Here is a 19,419-nt window from a genome sequence, read left to right on the forward strand (position 1 = left end):
AACGCGGACGGGAAAGTCCGCACCGGAATGCCAGAGGCAGGTCGATGCGCATCCTCGGGATCAACGCCGTCTTCCACGACCCGGCCGCCGCACTGGTGGTGGACGGCGAGATCGTCGCCGCGGCCGAAGAAGAACGCTTCAGCCGCCGCAAGCACGGCAAGCAGGCGGTCCCCTTCTCCACCTGGGAGCAGCCCGCCGAAGCCGCGGCCTGGTGCCTCGCCCGTGCGGGACTGTCCGCGAAGGACCTCGACGCGGTCGGCTACTCCTACGACCCCGCCCTGGTCGAACCGGGCCTGCCCGGGCACGACCCGAGCGGCGAGGAACTGCGGACGGAGTTCGCCCGGCGGGCGCCGCTGTTCCTGAAGTCCGCGTTGCCCGGGCTCGACCCCGGGATCGTCCGGTTCGTCCGGCACCACGTGGCGCACGCCGCCTCGGCCGCGCTCGCCGCGCCGTTTGGCGACTGCGCCGTGCTCGTCGCCGACGGCCGCGGCGAAAGCACCTCCCACCTGGCCGGCGAGTACCGCGACGGGCGGTTCAAAGAGCTTGCGGCGCAACGGCTCCCGCACTCGCTCGGCCTGCTCTACGAAGACCTCACCGAGCACCTCGGCTTCGCCCGGTCCAGTGACGAGTACAAGGTCATGGCCCTGGCTTCCTACGGCAAGCCCCAGTTCGCCGACGCGCTGCGCGAGCACGTCCACGTCACCGGCGACGGCGGGTTCCACGCCCACGGCGTGGACCTGGCGGCGCTGGCCCCGCGCCGCGAGGCCGGCCAAGAACCGGGTCCCCGGCACGCCGACCTCGCCGCGAGCGTCCAAAAGGTCCTCGAGGACGTCCTGCTGGAGCTGGCGGACTGGCTGCACGAGCGCACCGGGCAGCGCGACTTGGCGCTGGCGGGCGGGATCGCGCTCAACTGCGTCGCCAACACCCGCCTGCACGCCGAAGGCCCGTTCGACCGGATCTGGGTGCAGCCCGCGGCCGGCGACTCGGGCACCGCGCTCGGCGCGGCCCTGCAGCTGGCCGCCGACGCCGGCGAACGCGGTGCGCCCATGGGCGACGCCGGGCTCGGTCGCGAGTGGACGGACGAGGAGCTCGAGGAAATCCTCGTCACCGCGAAACTGCCCTACGAACGGCCGGACGACGTCGCCGAGACGGTGGCCGAGGCGCTGGCGAACGACGAGGTGATCGCCTGGTTCCAGGCCCGCGCCGAGTTCGGGCCGCGGGCGCTCGGGCACCGGTCGCTGCTGGCCCACCCGGGCCGCGAGGCGAACCTGGAGCGCCTCAACGACGTCAAGGGGCGCGAACAGTTCCGCCCGGTGGCGCCGATGGTGCGGGCCGAGCGGGCGGGCGAGATCTTCCGCCGGGGACCGCTGCCCAGCCCGTACATGCTGTTCGTGCACGACGTCGCGGCGGACTGGCGGGACCGCATCCCGGCCGTCACGCACGTCGACGGCACGGCCCGCGTGCAGACCGTCGAAGACCGCGGAAACCCCGTGCTGGCGAGGATGCTGGCCGGGTTCGAGCGGCGGACCGGCCTGCCGGTCGTCATCAACACCAGTCTCAACACCGCGGGCCGGCCGATGGTCGACTCGCCCCGCGACGCGCTCGAGTGCTTCGGCTCGGCGCCGATCGACCTGCTGGCGCTGGGGCCGTTCGTGCTCCGCCGCCCGACCCGGACCGGCGCGGCGTCGCCGGCGAAGAAGGAGGTGCTGTGATGGAAGACCACCTCGCCGCGCTGGCCGAGGCCGCCCGGCGGACCCGCGGATCCGCGCCCAAGATCACCGCGTGGGGCCGGCACCTCGCCGGTGTGTTCGCCGCGGGCGGGCGGTTGCTCGCCTGCGGCAACGGCGGCAGTGCCGCCGAAGCCCAGCACCTGACCGGCGAGCTGGTCGGCCGGTTCCGCGGCGAGCGGCGGCCGCTGTCGGCCATCGCGCTGCACGCGGACACCTCCGCGACCACGGCCATCGTCAACGACTACGGCGACCACGAGGTCTTCGCCCGCCAGGTGCACGCGCACGGGCGGCCGGGTGACGTGCTGGTCTGCCTTTCGACCAGCGGCACCAGCCAGAACGTCGTCGCCGCCGCGAAGGCCGCGCACGAGCTGGGCGTGACGGCCTGGGCGCTGACCGGGCCCGCCCCGAACCCGCTCGCCGCGTTGTGCGACGACGCCGTGACGGTCGAGGCGCCCACCGTGGCCACCGTCCAGGAGATGCACCTCGTGCTGGTGCACGGCCTGTGCGCGGCGCTCGACGACGCGCTCGGGGTGACCGCGTGAAGCCACTGGTCGTCCTCGGCGACACCCTGCTGGACGTCGACGCCGAGGGGACCGCCGAGCGGCTGTGCCCGGAGGCGCCGGTGCCGGTGGTCGACCTGACCGCGCGGCGCCGCCGCCCCGGTGGCGCCGGGCTGGCCGCGCTGCTGGCGGCCCGTTCGGCGGCCGAGGTCGTGCTGGTCACGCCGGTCGGCGACGACGAAGGCGGGCACGCCCTCACCGGGCTGCTGGAACCGGACGTCACCGTGCTGCCGCTGCCGCTGCGCGGCACGACGGTGTGCAAGACCCGGGTCCGCGCGGGCGGGCAGTCGTTGCTGCGCCTGGATTCCGGCGACGGCACCGCGACCACCGGCCCGCTGCCCGGCCCGGTCCGCGAAGCGCTCGACGAAGCGGGGGCGATCCTCGTCGCCGACTACGGGCGCGGCTTGACGCGCAACCCGCACGTCCGGCGGATCCTGCGCGACCGGGCCGAGCACGTCCCGGTGGTCTGGGACCCGCACCCGCGCGGCGCCCAGCCGGTGCCGGGCAGCGCCCTGGTCACACCGAACCTCGCCGAGGCGCGCGCGGTGCTCGCCGGGCACGAGGACCCGGCCGAGCTCGCCAAGCTGCTGCGCGGGCACTGGCACGCGGCCGCCGTAGCGGTCACCGTCGGGGCCCGCGGCGCCGTGCTCGCCGACGGGCTCGGGGAGACCGCCGTCCCGATCCCCGCCGCGGCACGGCCCCCGGGCCATCCCGCTCCGGACACGTGCGGCGCGGGCGACCGCTTCGCCGCCGCGGCCACCGCGGCCCTGCTCGGCGGCGCGGACGTCACCGAAGCCGTGAAGACGGCGGTCGAAGCGGCCGCGCGGTTCGTCGCCGCGGGCGGTGCGACGGCACTGTCCACGAACGACGGTCCGGTCGCCGAACCGCAGCCGTCGAGCGACGCTTTCGGCTTGGCTTCCCGGGTGCGCGAGAACGGCGGCCGCCTGATCGCCACCGGCGGCTGCTTCGACCTGCTGCACCCCGGGCACGTCAGCCTGCTGCGGCAGGCCCGCGCCCTCGGCGACGCCCTGGTCGTCTGCCTCAATTCCGACGCGTCGGTCCGGGCCCTCAAGGGTCCCGGCCGGCCGCTGGTGCGGGACCGCGACCGGGCCCGCCTGCTCACCGCCCTGTCCTTTGTGGACGCGGTGGCCGTGTTCGACGAAGACTCCCCCGCCGCGGTGCTCGACCGGCTGCGCCCGCACGTGTGGGTCAAGGGCGGCGACTACGCGGCCGCCGACCTGCCCGAACGCGCGGTCGTCGAACGGCACGGCGGCGAGGTCGTCCTCGTCCCGACCGTGCCCGGCTACTCGACGTCCCGGCTGGTCGCCGCCGCGGCCACCGCCTGAAATCCCCGATCCCCGAAGGAGTGCGATGCGACCCCTCGGCAACGTCCTGATCACCGGTGGCGCCTCCGGCCTCGGCGCCGCCACCGTCGACGCCGTCCGCAAGGCGGGCGGCACCCCCTACGTCCTCGACCGCGTCCGCCCCGAGGACCCGGCCGAATACGTCGAAGCCGACCTGACCGACACCGCCGCGACCGAAGCGGCCGTGCGGGAAATCGCCGAGCGCGCGGGTGGTCTCGACGGCGTCTTCACCGCCGCCGGCACCGACGCCTGCGGCCCGCTCGGCTCGGTGTCCACAGCGGACTGGGAGCGGGTGGTGAAGGTGAACCTGCTCGGCACCGCCGCCGTCGTCCGCGCGGCGCTCCCCCACCTGGAACGGTCGCACGGCACGGTCGTCACCGTGGCGTCCACGCTGGGCATCAAGGCGGTGAGCGACGCGACCGCCTACTGCGCCTCGAAGTTCGGCGTGGTCGGCTTCACCCGCGCGCTGGCCGCGGAACTGGCCGGGCGGGTCGGCGTCACGCTGCTGATCCCCGGCGGGATGTGGACGCACTTCTTCGACGACCGCACCGACCAGTACAAGCCGCCGCCGGACGCGAAGCTCAACCAGCCCGAGCACGTCGCCGACACCGTCGTCTTCGCGCTCCGGCAGCCACCCGGTTCGGAAGTCCGCGAGCTGGTCGTCTGCGGGTCCGAGGAGGGATCGTGGCCGTGAGCCCCGCGGTCCTCGTGCTGCGCGCGCTCGGCCTCGGCGACCTGCTGACGGCGGTGCCCGCGCTGCGGGCGCTGCGGGCGGCGCACCCGGACGACCGGCTGGTGCTGGCCGCGCCAGAGGCCCTGCGCGATCTGGTGGCGCTGATCGACGCGGTCGACGAGCTGCTGCCGACGCCGGGTCTCGGGGAGCTCGCATGGCCGGGACCGCCGCCGAAGCTCGCGGTGAACCTGCACGGCAGCGGCCCGGAGAGCGTCCACGACCTGCTGCAGGCCGACCCGGCCGAGCTGCTGACCCACCACCACCCCGACTTCCCCGACGTGCCCGGCCTCGAGTGGCGCGACGACGTGCACGAGGTCGACCGCTGGTGCCGGCTCGTCGAGTACGCCCACCTCCCGGCGGACCGCTCGGCCCTGCGCCTGCCGGTGCCGCCCGGGCCCGGCCCCGCCCCGGACGCCGTCGTGGTGCACCCCGGCGCGGCGTTCCCCGCCCGGCGCTGGCCGCCGGAGCGGTTCGCCGTCGTCGTCCGGGCGCTCGCCGCGGCGGGACACCGCGTCGTGCTGACCGGAAGCTCGGGGGAACGGGACCTGTGCCGGTCGATCGCCGGGCGGGCCGGGCTCGTCGACGACGTCGTGCTGGCCGGGCGGACCGGCCTGGCGGACCTGGCCGCGCTGGTGGCCGGGGCCGCGCTGGTCGTCTGCGGCGACACCGGCGTCGGGCACCTCGCGACCGCGTTCGGCACGCCTTCGGTGCTGCTGTTCGGGCCGACCCCGCCGCGGCTGTGGGGGCCACCGCCGGACGCGCGCCAGCACGTCGTGCTCTGGGCCGGGAACGTCGGCGACCCGCACGGCGAGGAGCCCGACGGCGGGCTGCTCCTGCTCGGCGAGGAACGCGTGCTCGCCGCCACGCGCGCGGCGCTCGAAGCGCGAGTGGCGCATGGCTGAGCACATCGGGATCGTCGGCGCGGGCTACGTCGGCCTGACGAGCGCCGCGTGCTTCGCGCGGCTGGGGCACCGGGTGACCTGCGTGGACACCGACGAGTCCAAAGTGGACGAGCTGCGCCGCGGCGTCGTGTCGATCGCGGAACCCGGGCTCGCCGAGCTGGTCGCCCAGGGCCTCGGCGACGGGACGCTGACCTTCACCACCGCCCAGGCCGAGCTCCACGGCGCCGGCCTGGTGTTCCTGTGCCTGCCCACGCCGCCGGGCGAAGGCGGGCGCCCCGACCTCGGCGTCCTCGAACGGGTCGTCCCGCAGCTCGGGCGCCTGCTGCGGCCCGGCTGCGTGGTGGTCACCAAGTCGACGGTGCCGGTCGGGACCGCGGCGCGGCTGCCCGGCCTGCTGGGCCGCGGCGACCTGCCGGTGGCCGCCAACCCCGAGTTCCTCCGCGAAGGCCACGCCGTCGAGGACTTCCTGCACCCGGACCGGGTGGTGGTCGGCACCGACCCGCCGGGTTCGGCGGCGGCCGTGCGCGTGGCGCGGCTGTACGAGCCGGCCGGCGCCCCGGTCGTCACCACCGACTCGGCCAGCGCGGAACTGGCGAAGTACGCGAGCAACGCGTTCCTCGCGGTGAAGCTGTCCTATGTGAACGTCCTCGCCGAACTGTGCGAGCTCTTCGGCGCCGACGTCCGCGAGGTCGCCCGCACGATGGGCCTGGACGCGCGGATCGGCCCGGAGTTCCTCGCCCCCGGCCCCGGCTGGGGCGGCTCGTGCCTGCCGAAGGACACCTCGGCGCTGCTGCACGCGGCCGAGGCGGCGGGCGTCGACTTCGGCATCCTGCGCGACGCGGTCCGCGTCAACGCCCGCCAGCGCGCCCGGGTCGTCCGGGCGGTCCGGCAGGCGGTGACCGGCTCGGCGGCGAGTTCGCTCGCCGGCGCCCGCATCGGCCTGCTGGGCCTGGCGTTCAAGGCGGGCACCGGCGACCTGCGCGACTCCCCCGCGCTGGCGGTGGCCGAGGACCTGGCCCGCGCGGGCGCCGAACTCACCGCGCACGACCCCGCCGTCGCCCGTGTGCCCGGGACAAGCGCGGTCCAGGTGGTCGACGACCCGTACCTGGTGGCCAAGGACGCCGCGGCGCTGGTCGTGCTCACCGAATGGCCGGAGTTCCGCGACCTCGACTGGGCGCGGCTGGCGGCGTCGGCCGCGCGGCCGATCGTCGTGGACACCCGCAACCTGCTCGACCCGGTCGCCCTCGCCGCCGCCGGGGTCACCCACATCGGTGTCGGTACCCGGCGGAGCCTTACTCCGTTCGAGTGACGTCGTTGCTCCTGACGAGTGTGGCCGCCGTCACGGGGTAACCGCCTGGCACCATCGATCCCGTCAGGGGGCCCCATGCCGAACCGAGTCCTGATCAGCCGCGACAGCAAGCCGATCCCGTGCGAGGAGTGCGGCCTGCCCAGCCTGCACGTGGCCCGGCTGGTGTCCGGCGACGGGGCGCTGCTGGGCCAGACGATGGTGTGCACGGCGTGCCGTCGTCACCGTGCGGAGGCGGAGGCCGTCGCGGTGCACTGACCGCCGTCAGCGGTCTTCCAGCTTCTCCACCAGCAGGCGCGCGGGCAGGATCAGCGCGCCGAGCCCCAGCCGGGCCGGCACCCCGTCGTCCTCGGCGGTGACCAGGCGCCGTTCCAGCTTGTGCAGCAGCGCCCGGCATTCGTCGAGTTCGACGGGTTCCCCGACCGCGGCCACGGCCTGGACAGCCCCGGCGAGGGTGTGCACGAGGTCCGCGAGGTCGTCCCGCGCGTCCGGCCACGGGTAGGCGAAGGGGTGCTCCTGCCGCGCCGAAGTCGTCCGCACGGCGGCGATGAGCTGCGCGAGCGGCGGCCACAGGGCGATGAGCGTCCGCAACGGACGTTCGTGGTGCGCCCCGGCGGTCGGCCGGCCCCGGCGCAGGTTGAGCCGCCGCCCTTCCCGCGTCCACCCGGCCGCGTCTTCGGCGGCGAGGACCTGGCTCTTGGCGTCGTCCGCCCGGGAGAGCAGGGAATCGACACCGTCGGGCTCGTCGCGGCGGATGAGGTCGGACGTCGCTTCCAGGAGCCCGGCCAGCGCTGTCGCGAGCCGCCGGGCGGCACTGGCCAGGCGTTCGCCGTAGAGCGGCGGGAAGATCAGCGTGTTGACGGCCACCCCGATGGCGGCCCCCAGCGCGGTTTCCAGCAGCCGGTCGCCGAGCAGCACCGGCTCGGTGGCGGTGCCGTAGGACACGACGAGCATGCCGGTGACCCCGACCCACACCCCGGAGTCCCCGAACCGCCGCCAGCTCCCGGCGAGCAACCCGGCGAAGACGACCACCGCGAGCGCCACGGCCTGCCACGGGATGAGCTGCCCCGCGACGGCGGCGAGCAGCACACCGGTGGCCACGGAACCGACCTGCTGAACCCAGCCGCGAAGGGACCGGTAGACGGTCGCCTCGACGAGGAAGACGGCGGCGTAGGGAGCGAGAAAGGGTTGCGGCAGTTCGAGAACCAGGGTGGCGAGCAGCCAGGCGCCGGTGGCGGCGAGGGTGGCTTTGGCGCTCTGCACGAGAACCCGCCGTTCCCGCCCGGGGACGCGAACGGCACGGGCGAGCCAGCCGAGCGGGGTGCGGTCGCGCCGTTCGTCGTCGGGCGTGGGCCCGGTGGTCCCGAGCGCGACGGTGAGGTGGCGTTTGAACCTGAGCCGCCGGCCGGGAAGTGCGGCCGCGGAACCACCCCGATCCGGGGCCACCGCACCGCGCCGCTGGTCCCGCCCGCCGGGATCCGCCGAGCCCTCGCCATCCGCGGACACGCCCGAGCCCGGCCGCCCATCGCCGTCCACGGACCCACGCGACACCGCTGACCCCCGCCGACCGGGAGGCGCGGCCGCGGAACCACCCCGATCCAGGGCCACCGCACCGCGCCGCTGGTCCCCCGCCGAGCTACCACCGTTCGCCGACACGCCCGAGCCCGACTGCCCATCGCCGTCCATGGACCCGTGCGACGCCGCTGATCCGCCGCCGCTCGCCGACCCGGCGTGAGCCGTGCGGGCGTCGCCGTTCGCCGCGGACCGGCGAGCGCCCTCCACCGATACCTCGTCTTCGCGCCGGTCGGTCATCCCGGCGGCGCCACGTGCACCAGCTTCGTCTGGGTCATCTCGTCGAGCAGCTCCGGGCCGTACCCGTACCCGTTGCCGCTCCGCCCCCGCGGATGCGCCGCCCCACCAGGTGCACCGCCGAAGACGTTGTTGACCTTCACCGTCCCGGCCGGCAGCTCGCGCCACGCGCGCTGGGCGTGCGCCATCGACGCCGTCAGCACCGTCGCCGCCAGGCCGTACTCGCCCTTCGCCGCTTCGGCCAGGCCGTGCTCGAAGCTCGGCACCACCTGGACCGGCGCCACCGGCCCGAACGTCTCCTCCGTCATCACCCGCAACTCCGAGCCGCACCCGCTGAGCACCGTGGCCGGGTAGTGCGCGCCCGGGCCGTCGGGGACCGCTCCCCCGGTCAGCACCCGTGCGCCCCGCGCGGTCGCGTCCGCGACGTGCGAGTGGACGTGGTCGCGGTGCCGCCGGTCCACCAGCGGCGCGAGCGTCCGCGACTCCGCCTCCTTCACCAGCGCGTCCAGGAACGCCGGAGCCACCGCTTCGTGGACGTAGATCCGTTCCACCGCAACGCAGATCTGCCCCGAGTTGGCGAACGCCCCCAGCGCCGCCTGGCCCGCCGCCCACGCGGGGTCGACGTCCGCGTCGATCAGCAGCGGGTCGTTGCCGCCGTTCTCCAGCAGTGTCTTCGCGCCCGTCGCGGCCGCGCTCGCGGCGATCGAGCGGCCGGTCGCCGTGCTGCCGACGTGCGCCACCACGTCGACGTCGTCGCGCATCGCCAGGATCGCGCCGACTCCGCCGTCGCCCTGGACGGTCTGCAGCACGCCGCCCGGGAGCACGCCGATGAGCAGCTCGCCGAGCAGCTGCCCGGTGTGCGGCGCGCGCTCGCTCGGCTTGTGCACCACCGTGTTCCCGGTGACCAGCGCCGCGCCGAGCAGCCCGCACGCGACCGCCACCGGGTCGTTCCACGGCGTCAACGCGACGACGACCCCGCGCGGCTCCGGCACCATCAGGTCCGTCGCGCCCGGGTCGCCGTGCAGGCTGCGGCCGCGGTGGACCGGCCCGAGCTCGGCGTACTGGTCGAGGGTGCCGGCTCCGGCCAGCACGCCTTCGCGCGCTTCGTCGCGCGGCCGCCCGGTTTCCGCTTCGTTCGCCTTCGCCAGCTCGTCGGCCTGGGCCCGCAAGCGCTCCGCCGCCGTGTGCAGCAGCGCGCCGCGCTCGGCGGCCGGCGTCCGCGCCCACGCGGCCCGGGTCTCGTTCGCCAGTGCCAGCGCGGCGTCGATCTCGTCTTCGCCCGCGACCGGCACGCTGCCGACCACGCTGCCATCGGCCGGGTTCCGGATCTCGATCATCCGCACCTCCTCCGTGTCCCCGCCCGGATACCCGCGGGCGCGCGATCGACACGCCGTTTGACCGCCCGGCCGCCGGGTAGCCCGCTGCGGTGACCGCATCGCTCGACTACACCGTGGTGATCCCCACGACCGGCCGGGAAAGCCTCAAACCGCTGCTGGAAACCCTGCTCGGCGGCGAAGGTCCGCACCCGGCGGAGGTCCTCGTCGTCGACGACCGCCCCGCCGGGCCCGAGCTGGACGTCCCCGGCGGCGTCCGCGTGCTCCGCTCCGGCGGGCGCGGCCCCGCGGCGGCCCGCAACCTCGGCTGGCGCACCGCCGGGAGCGAGTGGATCGCCTTCGTCGACGACGACGTCGTGCTCGCCCCGGACTGGCCCCGGCAGCTGGCCGAAGACCTGCTGCCGCTGCCGTCCGGAGTGGCCGCGTCCCAGGGCCGGATCACCGTGCCGTTGCCGGCGGACCGCCGTCCGGCCGACGACGAACGCGGCACCGCCGGCCTCGAGCACGCGTGGTGGATCACCGCCGACATGGCCTACCGCCGCGCTGCTCTGGCCGAGGTCGGCGGCTTCGACGAACGCTTCCCCCGCGCCTTCCGCGAGGACTCCGATCTCGCGCTGCGCGTCGCCGAGGCCGGGCACCGGATCGGCCGGGGCGAGCGGCTGACCACGCACCCGGCTCGCCGCGCGGGGTTCTTCTACAGCCTGAAAGCCCAGCGCGGCAACGCCGACAACGCGTTGATGCGCCACAAGCACGGCGTGCACTGGCGTCAGCGCACCGGCGCAGGACCCGGCCGGCTGGGGCGGCACGCACTGTCCACAGTGGCCGGCCTGGCCGCGCTCGCGCTGCCTTTCGCGCACCGGCGCGGGAAAGCCGTCCTCGCCGCCGGGATCTGGGCGGGGCTGACGGCCGAGTTCGCCGCCCGCCGGATCCGGCCGGGCCCGCGCACGCCCGGCGAAGTCGCGCGCATGGTCGTCACCAGCGCCCTGATCCCGCCCGCCGCGTGTTACCACCGGCTGCGCGGGGAGATCGCGGCGCGGCGCCCACGGCCGCCGGCCGCCGTCCTGTTCGACCGCGACGACACGCTGATCGTCGACGTCCCGTACCTCGCCGACCCGGACGGCGTCCGCCCGGTGCCCGGCGCCGTCGAGCTGGTGCGGAAGCTGCGGGAAAGCGGGATCCCGGTGGGGATCGTGAGCAACCAGTCGGGTGTCGCGAAAGGACTGATCACCCCCGACCGGCTCGCGGCCGTGAACGCCCGTGTCGAGGAGCTCTTCGGGCCGTTCGGCACCTGGCAGGTCTGCGTCCACGACGACGGCGACGGCTGCGACTGCCGCAAGCCCCGCCCCGGCATGGTGCTGCGCGCCGCCGGCGAGCTCGGCGTCGACCCGGCGGCCTGCGTGGTCATCGGCGACACCGGCGCCGACGTCGACGCCGCCCTCGCCGCCGGTGCCCGCGCGGTGCTGGTGCCCACCGCCCGCACGCTCGAACCGGAGATCGCCCGGGCCCGCCGGCACGCCGCCGTCGCCCGCGACCTCGCCGAAGCGCTGCGAGTGGCCGGGATCGCCCGATGACCCGGGTGCTCGTCGCCCGCCAGGACAACCTGGGGGACGTCCTGCTCGCCGGGCCTTGCGTCCGCGCGGTGGCCGCGCACGCGTCGCACGTGACGCTGCTGACCGGCCCGCACGGCCGCGCGGCGGGCGAACTCCTGCCCGGGGTCGACGAGGTGCTCACGTGGCGGGCGCCGTGGATCGACCCCGACCCGCCCCCGGTGACCGCGGCGGACACCGGCGCGTTCGTGGAGCTGGCCAGGTCCCGGCGGTTCGACCGGGCGCTGGTCCTGACGTCGTTCCACCAGTCGCCGCTGCCGCTGGCGCTGCTGCTGCGGCAGGCGGGCGTGCCGTGGATCGGCGCGATTTCCGAGGACTACCCGGGCAGCCTCCTCGACCTGCGCCACCACGTCGACGGCGATCCCCCGGAGCCCGAGCGCATGATGTCGCTGGCGGGGGCGGCGGGCTGCACGCTGCCACCGGACGACGACGGCGCCCTGGCGTTGCGCCGCCCCTTGCCGGAGGTGACCGAGCTGACCGGCGGCGGCCCGTACGTGGTGGTGCACCCGGCCGCGTCCGTGCCGGCCCGGCAGCCGTCGGCGGCGTGGAGCCACCGGCTGGTGCGCGCGCTGGTCGCCGACGGGCACCGCGTACTGGTGACGGGCGCGCCCGCGGAACGCCACCTGACGCGCGCCGTGGCCGGCACGTCGGCGGTCGACCTCGGCGGCCGGACGTCGCTGCCCGAGCTGGCCGCGGTGCTGTCCGGAGCGCGGGCCGTGGTGGCACCCAACACGGGCCCCGCCCACCTCGCCGCCGCGGCGGGCACACCGGTGGTGTCGTTGTTCGCACCGGTGGTCCCGTCGGCCCGCTGGGCCCCCTACGGCGTCCCGGCGGTGGTGCTCGGCGACCAGCACGCCCCGTGCCGCGACAGCCGTGCCCGCGTCTGCCCGGTCCCGGGCCACCCGTGCCTCGAGGAGATCGACCCGGCCGACGTCTGCCGCGCGGTGACCGCCCTCATCCAGCCGGCGGCGATTTCTCAGCGGTAGCGGGGAAAGCGGTGACCGCCGGCGGCATCCGGCGGTCACCTGTCCGGGGGCGCGTCAGCCGCCGATCTCCTCGCTGACGCCGCTCGGTCCCTCGTACGTGCGGTCCGGCAGCCCGCGCACGACGCCCGACGTGTCCTCGTCCGCACCGTCTCCTCACGTCCGGGAACCGCGCGATTACCCGGCCCGGCCCCGGACACACGCGCCGGACGGCACGATGATTTTTCGTCTCGGACACCGCGGCCGGTCGTCGTGACGACGCGGTTTAGGGCCCCGGCGACGTGGTAGCCGCCCGGCAACGCGTCGAAAGGAGAAACCCGTGCCCACTCCGGCGCCCTTGCCCGCCGAAGCCGCCTCGCCGCGGCGGGCCGTTGTCACCGGGGCCGACTCCGGGATCGGCCGTGCCGTCGCGGTGGCCCTCGCCCTCGGCGGCCTCGACGTGGGCATCACCTACCGCGAGGACGCCGAAGGTGCCGAAAAGACCGCCGCCGAGGTCCGGTCGCACGGCGTCGCCGCCCACGTCCGGCACCTCGACCTCACCCGGCTCCCCGAAGCCGCCGACGTCATCGACGCCATGGCAGCCGACCTCGGCGGGATCGACGTCCTCGTCAACTGCGCCGGCACCGGGAGCAGTCAGCGCGCGCTGGAGCTGGACTACCGGAAATGGCGCGAGGTCCTGGACGTCGACCTGGACGGGGTCTTCCTCCTCTCCCAGAGGGCGGCGCGCCACATGGCCGACGCCGGCCGCGGAGGCCGGATCATCACCATCACCAGCGTCCACGAACACGTGCCCCGCGTCGGTGCCGCGCCCTACTGCGCCGCCAAGGCCGGGGCCGGGGCGCTCACCCAGGTGCTCGCGCTGGAGCTGGCCGAGCACGGCATCACCGTCAACTCCGTGGCGCCCGGCGAAATCTCCACGCCGATGACCGGGCAGACCGACGCTGACCCGCGCGAGCAGGAGCGGCCCGGTATCCCGCTCGGACGCACCGGGCACGCCCGCGAAGTCGCCGCCGCGGTCGCGTTCCTGGCCAGTCCCGCCGCCGGTTACGTCACCGGGACTTCGCTGGTCGTCGACGGCGGGCTGCTGCTGATGGGTGCGCAACACGGCACCGCGTACCGCGAGCACGACTGGCGTTCCCCCTAGACCAGGGGCCCGCGTCCCGGCTGCAGGGACCGGCGCGGGTTCCGGCCGCGGGCCGGACGGCGGCTTCCGGGCCTGCCGTCCGGCCCGTTCCACTGCCCCGTTTCCCGTCCCTTTCGCCGGGTATCCGCCCGCCGAGAGAAGGAGAGCCCGTGTCGCCCACCGAAATCCGCTCCCGGGCGGGAGCGTCCTGGCTCCGCCCGGTCGTGGCCGTGGTCGGGCTGCTCTACCTGGCACTGGGCGTCGCCGGGTTCCTGACGCCGGAGACGGCGGCCGTCGGGCACGAGACGAGCCGGGCCTTCTGGATCTTCAGCCTGACGCCGCTGCTCAACCTGGTCCACAGCGCGGTCGGCGTGCTCGGCCTGCTCGCCGCGACCCGGCGCACCGGGGCGATCATCTACTGCTGGGTCCTGTTCGTCGGCTTCGCCGGCATGACCGCATACGGCGTCCTGGCGACCTCGTTCAGCACGCCCGAGGACCCGATCAACCTCAACTGGGCGGACAACGGGCTGCACGGCCTGACCGCGCTCGCCGCGCTCGTGCTCGGCATCTTCGCCGCCCGCGCCGCCAACCGGAACCACCCCGCGTGAAGGAGGGCTCCATGCACCGCGAAAGCGACCGGCACCCACCGGGCGAGAGCGAGTTCCCGTCGGGCATCGGCGGCGGCGCATGACGTCCGGCAGCGCGGCACCGGGGGGTGAGCCCGCCGTCGTCGTGCGGCACCGGCTGCACGCCGACTTCGCCGTCCCGCTCCCCTGGCTGCACCGCCTGCTCGGCCCGCACAGTGGCCTGGACCTGGACACCGGCGGCCTGCGCGTCCGGTTCGGACCGTGGCTGGTCGAAACACCGCTGGACAACCTCGCCGGCGCCGAAGCGACCGGCCCGTTCAGCCCGCTGCGCGCGCTCGGCGTCCGGCTGTCCCTGGCCGACCGCGGCCTGACGTTCGGCACCACCACCCGCGGCGGCGTGTGCCTCCGCTTCCGGGAACCGGTGCCCGGCATCGAACCGTGGGGACTGCTCCGCCACCCGGGCCTGACGGTGACGGTCGCCGAGCCGGAGCTGGTCGCCGCGGCCGTCAACCGGATCGTGGGGGCGGCGTGACGACCGCCCGGATCCTCGCCGTCGCGGTCGACTGCCGCCGGCCCGACCTGCTCGCCGCGTTCTGGGCGGAGGCGCTCGGCCACGGCGAGACCCGGACGTGGACCGACTCGCACGGCCTGACCTACCGGCAGCTGGACCTCGGCGACGGTCCCGCGCTGCTCTTCCAGCCGGTACCGGAAGGCAAGACCGGGAAGAACCGGCTGCACCTCGATCTCGCCCCGGAGGGCCGCGACCAGCGGGCGGAGGTGGAACGGCTGGTGCTGCTCGGGGCGAAGGTCCTCGACGACCCGCCCGACGACCCGTGGATCGTGCTCGCCGACCCGGAGGGCGACGAGTTCTGCGTGCTGCCGCCGCGGTGAGGCCGAGGTAGCCCGGCTGAACTCAAGCACCAAGAAATTCGAAAGTCGGTTCGAGGCGGATCGCTGATCCACATCGCTCGTCAAGGACGCTTCCCCCAGGCGAGTGCCTCGCGGGGTTCTGCGTGCTCCCGCCGCGGTGACTCAGGCCTGGCCGACGGGGTCCGCGGCGTAGGCGGCCAGCCGCTCGTCGAAACCGTCCGGGGCGCCCGGGGTCCGGAAGCCCGGTGGGTCGGGGCGGCCGGGGTAGCTCTCGCCGTACAGGTCCCGCACGAATGCCACGACCTCGTCCGGGGCCGGCAGGACGTCCGCGCCCAGGTAGGCGAGTGCGATGACTTCGTCGCCCGTCGCGGATTCGACCACCGCCGACCAGCCGTCGCGCTCGTCCCACAGCAGCGCCGTCTCGTGGTCCGGGAAGCGGTCGAGGCGGCGGTCGAGGGCCAGGTACCCGCCGGCGGGCACGGTGACCTCGCAGAACCACGCGGGTACGTCCAGCTTGCCCGCGACGGCCAGCAGGTACTGCCGCAGCCCGCGGGCCGCCGCGCCGAGCGCGTCCCGTTCGATCACCACACGCCTGCCCATCCGGTCGGTGCCCCCGCCGGGTGATACCCCGTCACCCACTCGGTCAACCCGGCCTGCCCCGGGCGGAGCAGTGCGTCACCGGTCGAGCAGGTCCAGCACTTCGTCGTCCCCGAGCTGCGGGAAATCCGCGTACCACTGGCCGACCGCGCGGAAGTCCGGCGGTTCGGTGACGGAGACGACGTCGTCGGCTTCGGCCAGCAACCGCGAGGCCGCGCCGGGAGCGGCCACCGGGGTGGCGAACACGACCGTCCGCGGGTGCCCCGCGCGCAGTTCGCGCAGTGCCGCCGTCGCGGTGACGCCGGTCGCGAGCCCGTCGTCGACGAGGACGACGTCGCGGCCGGCCACGCGCACCGGGGCCGGCCGGCGCGGTAACGCTCGAGCCGGCGCCGCGCTTCCCGCCGTTCCCGGTGTTCCACCCGCGCCAGCCGGGCGGGAGTCAGCTCGAGCGAGCGCAAGATCGCGTCGTCGTAGCGCGCGGGACCGTCCGGGGTCACCGCGCCGACACCGTGTTCACGCCGCCCCGGCGCGCCGATCTTGCGCGCCACCGAGACGTCCGGCTCGGCGCCGAGCCGGCGGGCGACCACCGCGGCCACCGGGACCCCGCCGCGGGCGAGGCCCAGCACGAGCGGGTTCACCCAGCTCCGGCGGCGCAGTTCGACGGCGAGCCACCGCCCGCCGTCGCCGCGGTCGGCGAACACCCGCGCGACCTCGGCCATCGGCGCTCCCTCCGCGTCACTCCCCGCCGGGGTGAGTGTGCACCTCCGGCTCCCACTGGTGCAGCGGCGTGCTCGCGGTCGTCTCGTCGCAGTGCACGAAGGCGTCGTACCGGGCCGACGGCACGGTCGGCACGTACCCGCCGCCGTGGTGGACGACGCCGATCGCGCGGTGCTCGCGCAGTTCCTCCGCCCACGCCGTGCCTTCGCCGAAGACGTGCAGGCTGGTCTCCCCCGGCACGGCGTCGTGCAGGAGGCCTTCGAGGCTGTCCGGGCGGGCCGGCTCGACGCGCATCCGGCGGACGGACCCGCCCCAGTGGTCGGCGGCGAGCACGGACCCGTGGAAGGTGCCGAAGCCGACGGCGACCACACCCTCGGCCGCGTGCCGTTCCCGGACCAGCTGGCCGAGGTTGACCATCCCGGCCGCGGCCATGTCGGTGGCGCGCGCGTCACCGACATGCGCGTTGTGCGCCCACACCACGGCTTTCGAGCGCGGGCCGTAGGCGTGCAGCAGCCGGTCGAGGGTGTCGCTCAGGTGCGTGTCGCGCGTGTTCCAGGACCGCGAGCCGCCGTGGAGCATTTCCCGGTAGTGGCGTTCCGCGCCGGCTTCGGCGTGCGGGCCGGTCAGCAGCCGCACCACGTCCTCGCGGCACTCCGCCGGCACCAGTCCGGCGGAAACCCCGTCGTCGCCTTGATCTTCACCGTACGGCTCGAAGCAGCCGAAGGCCCGCAGCGCCGTCTCGACGTGGTCGGGCGCGTGCGCGCGGACGTAGTCGAGGACACCGCGCAACGACTCTCCCAGGCGGTAGACGTCGAGACCGTGGAACCCGCACGGCGGCCCGTCGCCGGTGGCGTTGAACGACCGCAGCCAGGCGGCGAACTCGGCGACTTCTTCGTTGGCCCACAACCAGGTCGGCCACTCGCGGAAGCCCCAGAGCACCTGCCCGGGATCGTTGGGCGCACCCGGCGCCCCGGCGGCGCAGCAGTGCACCCGGTGGCACTCCGGCCAGTCGCCTTCGACGGCGACGAACGAGAAATCCCGTTCGGCGAGCAGCCGCCGGGTGAGTTCGGCGCGCCAGCGGTGGAACTCGGCGGTGCCGTGGGTCGCCTCGCCCAGCAGCACGATCCGGGCGGTGCCGATCCGCCGCACGAGCGGGTCGAGGTCCTGCGGGCTTCTCAGCGGCGTGGCCGCTTCGCGGATCGCCGTCACTTCGTCGAGCACGGTTCCGGACATGCCTGGCACGTGCCCGTTCCGCCGCGGCGCGAAACCCTCAGGTGCGCCGGCCGGCCCGCCAGTCGGGGTGCGTTTCGCAGACCGAAGCGATCAGCTTCACCGACGTGTCGTCGTGCCCGTCACAAACCTCGCGGCGCAGGAATTCGACGTTTTCGGCGACCGGCGCGGGGAGCCTGTCCTCCCGTGCCTCGACCGGGCCGCCGGCGAGCAGCAGACCGGCGGCGTCGTCGGCGTACATGATCCGCAGCCTGCCCCGGCGTTCGGCCTCTTCGAGCTGCGGCAGTTCCCCGGCCCGGAAGCGTTCTTCGTCCTCCGCGAGCCGGGCGAGCACGAATTCGCCGAGATTCGTCATGACCCGGGGTCACCGCGAGAATTCCTGTCCGAAACCTGTCTTGCAAAGGACTGGACCATTGCGCGCGGCTCCCGAAAATGAAGGCATCGCCCCTTCAGCGCGGAAGGTGACCGATGAACTTCCTGGTTCCCCTGCTCTCCCTCGTCATGGCCGCCACCCCGGCGCCCACCCCGTCCCCGGCGCCGGCCACCACCCTGGCGGCGATCTGCGACAAGTACTGCGACGCCCGGGATCCCGCCCTCTCCCCCGGTGACCGCGAAGGCGCTTCGGCGAGCATCGCCGGACGCCGGCTCTCGCTGCACCTCGACGACGCCGACGACATGGGCTGGGCGGCGATCACCGGCGGTGCGGCCGGCGACCACGTCTGGCTGGACCGCTCGTTCGACGCCGGGCGCACGTGGGCGGCCGGCAGCAAGCTCGGCGACACCGCGACGCCGTCGGGCTCGACCGGCTGGCGGACCCTGATGTACAACGCCGACGACTGGGCGAACAAGGGCGTCGGCCTGCTGCGCGCCTGCGGGCAGCCCGCCGGTTCGGGCAGCATCGCCTGCACCGGCTGGGCACGCCCGACGTGGAACGCCTGGGACCGCCGCACCGCGGCCGCCACCGCGTTGATGGAGCGGTACAACCTCGGCACCGGCCTGTTCGACACGACCGGCTGGTGGAACTCGGCCAACGCGTTGACCGCGATCATCGACAACGCCCGGATCAGCGGCATGGGCAGCTACCGGTACGCGATCGACACGACGTACACGAAGAACCTCGCGGCGCAGGGCGGCCAGTTCCGCAACGACTACCTCGACGACACCGGGTGGTGGGGCCTCGCGTGGGTCGACGCCTACGACCTGACCGGCGACAGCAAGTACCTGAACACCGCCCGAGCCGACGCGGACCACATGTACGCCTACTGGGACGGCGTCTGCGGGGGCGGGGTCTGGTGGAGCACGAGCCGCACCTACAAGAACGCGATCCCGAACTCGCTGTACATCCAGCTCAACGCGGCCCTGCACAACCGGATCCCGGGCGACACGGTGTACCTGGCGCGCGCCCGCGCGGGGTGGACGTGGTTCTCGGGCAGCGGGATGATCAACGGCTCGAACCTGGTCAACGACGGCCTGACGTCGGCCTGCGCGAACAACGGGCAGGCGGTCTGGTCGTACAACCAGGGCGTGCCGCTGGCGGCGTTGAGGGAGCTGAACCGGGCGACCGGCGACGCGGCGCTGCTCACGAAGGCCCGCGCGATGGCGAACGCGTCGACGACGAACGGGTCGCTGAACCCCGGCGGCATCCTCCGCGACCCCGGCGAGAGCGCGGGTGGCGGCGGCGGGGACGGCCCGACGTTCAAGGGCGTCTACGTCCGCGATCTGGCGGTGCTGAACGCGGCCCTGTCCGACCACCCGTACACCGGTTACCTGCAGCGCCAGGCGAACTCGGCGTACGCGAACGACCGGACCAGCGCGGAGGCGTACGGCCTGCTGTGGGCGGGGCCGTTCGACCAGGCCGACGCCGCCCGGCAGCAGAGCGCCCTGGACCTGATGAACGCGGCCCCCTGACGGTCGTGCCGCAGCTCGGCGGTCTCCGACGCCGCCGGGAACAGGTGCGTCCGGCGCAG

19 protein-coding genes and 1 pseudogene are annotated in these 19,419 nt (G+C 75.0%); 14 read left to right on the plus strand and 6 right to left on the minus strand.

Translation table 11 applies throughout. The features are described from left to right. The first annotated feature begins 44 nt into the window (after positions 1 to 44). The 7 genes from AB0B33_RS43170 (at position 45) to AB0B33_RS43200 (ending at position 6,853) form a co-directional block, all read left to right on the plus strand. Positions 45 to 1,712: a carbamoyltransferase C-terminal domain-containing protein gene (locus AB0B33_RS43170; protein ID WP_360782990.1), complete on the plus strand. Its 1,668-nt coding sequence runs from the start codon at positions 45 to 47 to the stop codon at positions 1,710 to 1,712. Beyond that, on the plus strand, positions 1,712 to 2,272 hold the full coding sequence (locus AB0B33_RS43175) for an SIS domain-containing protein (protein WP_360782993.1): 561 nt from the start codon (positions 1,712 to 1,714) through the stop codon (positions 2,270 to 2,272). The genes AB0B33_RS43170 and AB0B33_RS43175 overlap by 1 nt, the downstream gene beginning before the upstream one ends. Continuing rightward, the gene (locus AB0B33_RS43180) at positions 2,269 to 3,636 is read left to right on the plus strand and encodes a PfkB family carbohydrate kinase (RefSeq protein ID WP_360782996.1); all 1,368 of its coding nucleotides are present in this window, start codon (positions 2,269 to 2,271) and stop codon (positions 3,634 to 3,636) included. The genes AB0B33_RS43175 and AB0B33_RS43180 overlap by 4 nt, the downstream gene beginning before the upstream one ends. Before the next feature lie 25 nt (positions 3,637 to 3,661). Next, positions 3,662 to 4,348 carry an SDR family oxidoreductase gene (locus AB0B33_RS43185; protein WP_360782999.1) on the plus strand — a complete coding sequence of 229 codons (687 nt, stop codon included), beginning with the start codon at positions 3,662 to 3,664 and terminating at the stop codon, positions 4,346 to 4,348. Beyond that, positions 4,339 to 5,289, plus strand: coding sequence for a glycosyltransferase family 9 protein (locus tag AB0B33_RS43190; RefSeq protein ID WP_360783002.1), 951 nt, complete (start codon positions 4,339 to 4,341; stop codon positions 5,287 to 5,289). Before AB0B33_RS43185 ends, AB0B33_RS43190 begins: the two co-directional genes overlap by 10 nt. Continuing rightward, complete coding sequence (locus AB0B33_RS43195) at positions 5,282 to 6,598, plus strand: UDP-glucose/GDP-mannose dehydrogenase family protein (RefSeq protein ID WP_360783004.1); 1,317 nt, start codon at positions 5,282 to 5,284, stop codon at positions 6,596 to 6,598. The genes AB0B33_RS43190 and AB0B33_RS43195 overlap by 8 nt, the downstream gene beginning before the upstream one ends. 75 nt (positions 6,599 to 6,673) lie before the next feature. After that, entirely contained in the window at positions 6,674 to 6,853 is a 180-nt protein-coding gene (locus AB0B33_RS43200; RefSeq protein WP_360783007.1) for a hypothetical protein, read from the plus strand. Positions 6,854 to 6,859: 6 nt separating this feature from the next. On the opposite strand, the gene AB0B33_RS43205 is transcribed toward AB0B33_RS43200, so the two are convergent. Together AB0B33_RS43205 and AB0B33_RS43210 are read right to left on the minus strand one after the other, a co-directional pair. Then, on the minus strand, positions 6,860 to 8,131 hold the full coding sequence (locus tag AB0B33_RS43205; RefSeq protein ID WP_360783010.1) for an FUSC family protein: 1,272 nt from the start codon (positions 8,129 to 8,131) through the stop codon (positions 6,860 to 6,862). Positions 8,132 to 8,403: 272 nt separating this feature from the next. Then, positions 8,404 to 9,741 carry an aldehyde dehydrogenase family protein gene (locus AB0B33_RS43210; RefSeq protein WP_360783013.1) on the minus strand — a complete coding sequence of 446 codons (1,338 nt, stop codon included), beginning with the start codon at positions 9,739 to 9,741 and terminating at the stop codon, positions 8,404 to 8,406. An 89-nt stretch (positions 9,742 to 9,830) separates the two neighbouring features. Here AB0B33_RS43210 and AB0B33_RS43215 point away from each other — a divergent pair, with 89 nt between their 5' ends. From AB0B33_RS43215 to AB0B33_RS43240, 6 genes are all read left to right on the plus strand, one after another. Beyond that, positions 9,831 to 11,309 (plus strand): HAD-IIIA family hydrolase, encoded by a 1,479-nt coding sequence (locus AB0B33_RS43215; protein WP_360783016.1) that lies wholly within the window; start codon positions 9,831 to 9,833, stop codon positions 11,307 to 11,309. Then, positions 11,306 to 12,331, plus strand: coding sequence for a glycosyltransferase family 9 protein (locus AB0B33_RS43220; protein WP_360783019.1), 1,026 nt, complete (start codon positions 11,306 to 11,308; stop codon positions 12,329 to 12,331). The genes AB0B33_RS43215 and AB0B33_RS43220 overlap by 4 nt, the downstream gene beginning before the upstream one ends. A 316-nt stretch (positions 12,332 to 12,647) precedes the next feature. Beyond that, a complete protein-coding gene (locus AB0B33_RS43225; RefSeq protein WP_360783022.1) occupies positions 12,648 to 13,472 on the plus strand; it encodes an SDR family oxidoreductase in 825 nt (274 codons plus the stop codon). A gap of 149 nt (positions 13,473 to 13,621) precedes the next feature. Beyond that, positions 13,622 to 14,059, plus strand: coding sequence for a DUF4383 domain-containing protein (locus tag AB0B33_RS43230; RefSeq protein WP_360783025.1), 438 nt, complete (start codon positions 13,622 to 13,624; stop codon positions 14,057 to 14,059). A gap of 79 nt (positions 14,060 to 14,138) precedes the next feature. Beyond that, entirely contained in the window at positions 14,139 to 14,570 is a 432-nt protein-coding gene (locus tag AB0B33_RS43235; protein WP_360783027.1) for a hypothetical protein, read from the plus strand. After that, on the plus strand, positions 14,567 to 14,929 hold the full coding sequence (locus tag AB0B33_RS43240) for a VOC family protein (RefSeq protein ID WP_360783031.1): 363 nt from the start codon (positions 14,567 to 14,569) through the stop codon (positions 14,927 to 14,929). The genes AB0B33_RS43235 and AB0B33_RS43240 overlap by 4 nt, the downstream gene beginning before the upstream one ends. A gap of 141 nt (positions 14,930 to 15,070) precedes the next feature. Here AB0B33_RS43240 and AB0B33_RS43245 read toward each other — a convergent pair whose 3' ends face one another. The 4 genes and pseudogenes from AB0B33_RS43245 to AB0B33_RS43260 form a co-directional block, all read right to left on the minus strand. Next, positions 15,071 to 15,493: a DUF6292 family protein gene (locus AB0B33_RS43245; RefSeq protein ID WP_360783033.1), complete on the minus strand. Its 423-nt coding sequence runs from the start codon at positions 15,491 to 15,493 to the stop codon at positions 15,071 to 15,073. Between the two features lie 90 nt (positions 15,494 to 15,583). Continuing rightward, positions 15,584 to 16,224, minus strand: a pseudogene (locus AB0B33_RS43250) (phosphoribosyltransferase family protein). A gap of 16 nt (positions 16,225 to 16,240) precedes the next feature. Continuing rightward, positions 16,241 to 17,455 (minus strand): erythromycin esterase family protein, encoded by a 1,215-nt coding sequence (locus tag AB0B33_RS43255; RefSeq protein ID WP_360783036.1) that lies wholly within the window; start codon positions 17,453 to 17,455, stop codon positions 16,241 to 16,243. A gap of 37 nt (positions 17,456 to 17,492) precedes the next feature. Continuing rightward, entirely contained in the window at positions 17,493 to 17,807 is a 315-nt protein-coding gene (locus AB0B33_RS43260) for a hypothetical protein (protein ID WP_360783039.1), read from the minus strand. A 113-nt stretch (positions 17,808 to 17,920) separates the two neighbouring features. Here AB0B33_RS43260 and AB0B33_RS43265 point away from each other — a divergent pair, with 113 nt between their 5' ends. Continuing rightward, positions 17,921 to 19,360 (plus strand): glycoside hydrolase family 76 protein, encoded by a 1,440-nt coding sequence (locus tag AB0B33_RS43265; RefSeq protein WP_360783042.1) that lies wholly within the window; start codon positions 17,921 to 17,923, stop codon positions 19,358 to 19,360. The last annotated feature ends 59 nt before the right edge of the window (positions 19,361 to 19,419 follow it).

The sequence above is a fragment of the Amycolatopsis sp. NPDC049159 genome (assembly GCF_040648295.1).
In the GTDB taxonomy this organism is placed as follows: domain Bacteria; phylum Actinomycetota; class Actinomycetes; order Mycobacteriales; family Pseudonocardiaceae; genus Amycolatopsis; species Amycolatopsis pretoriensis_A.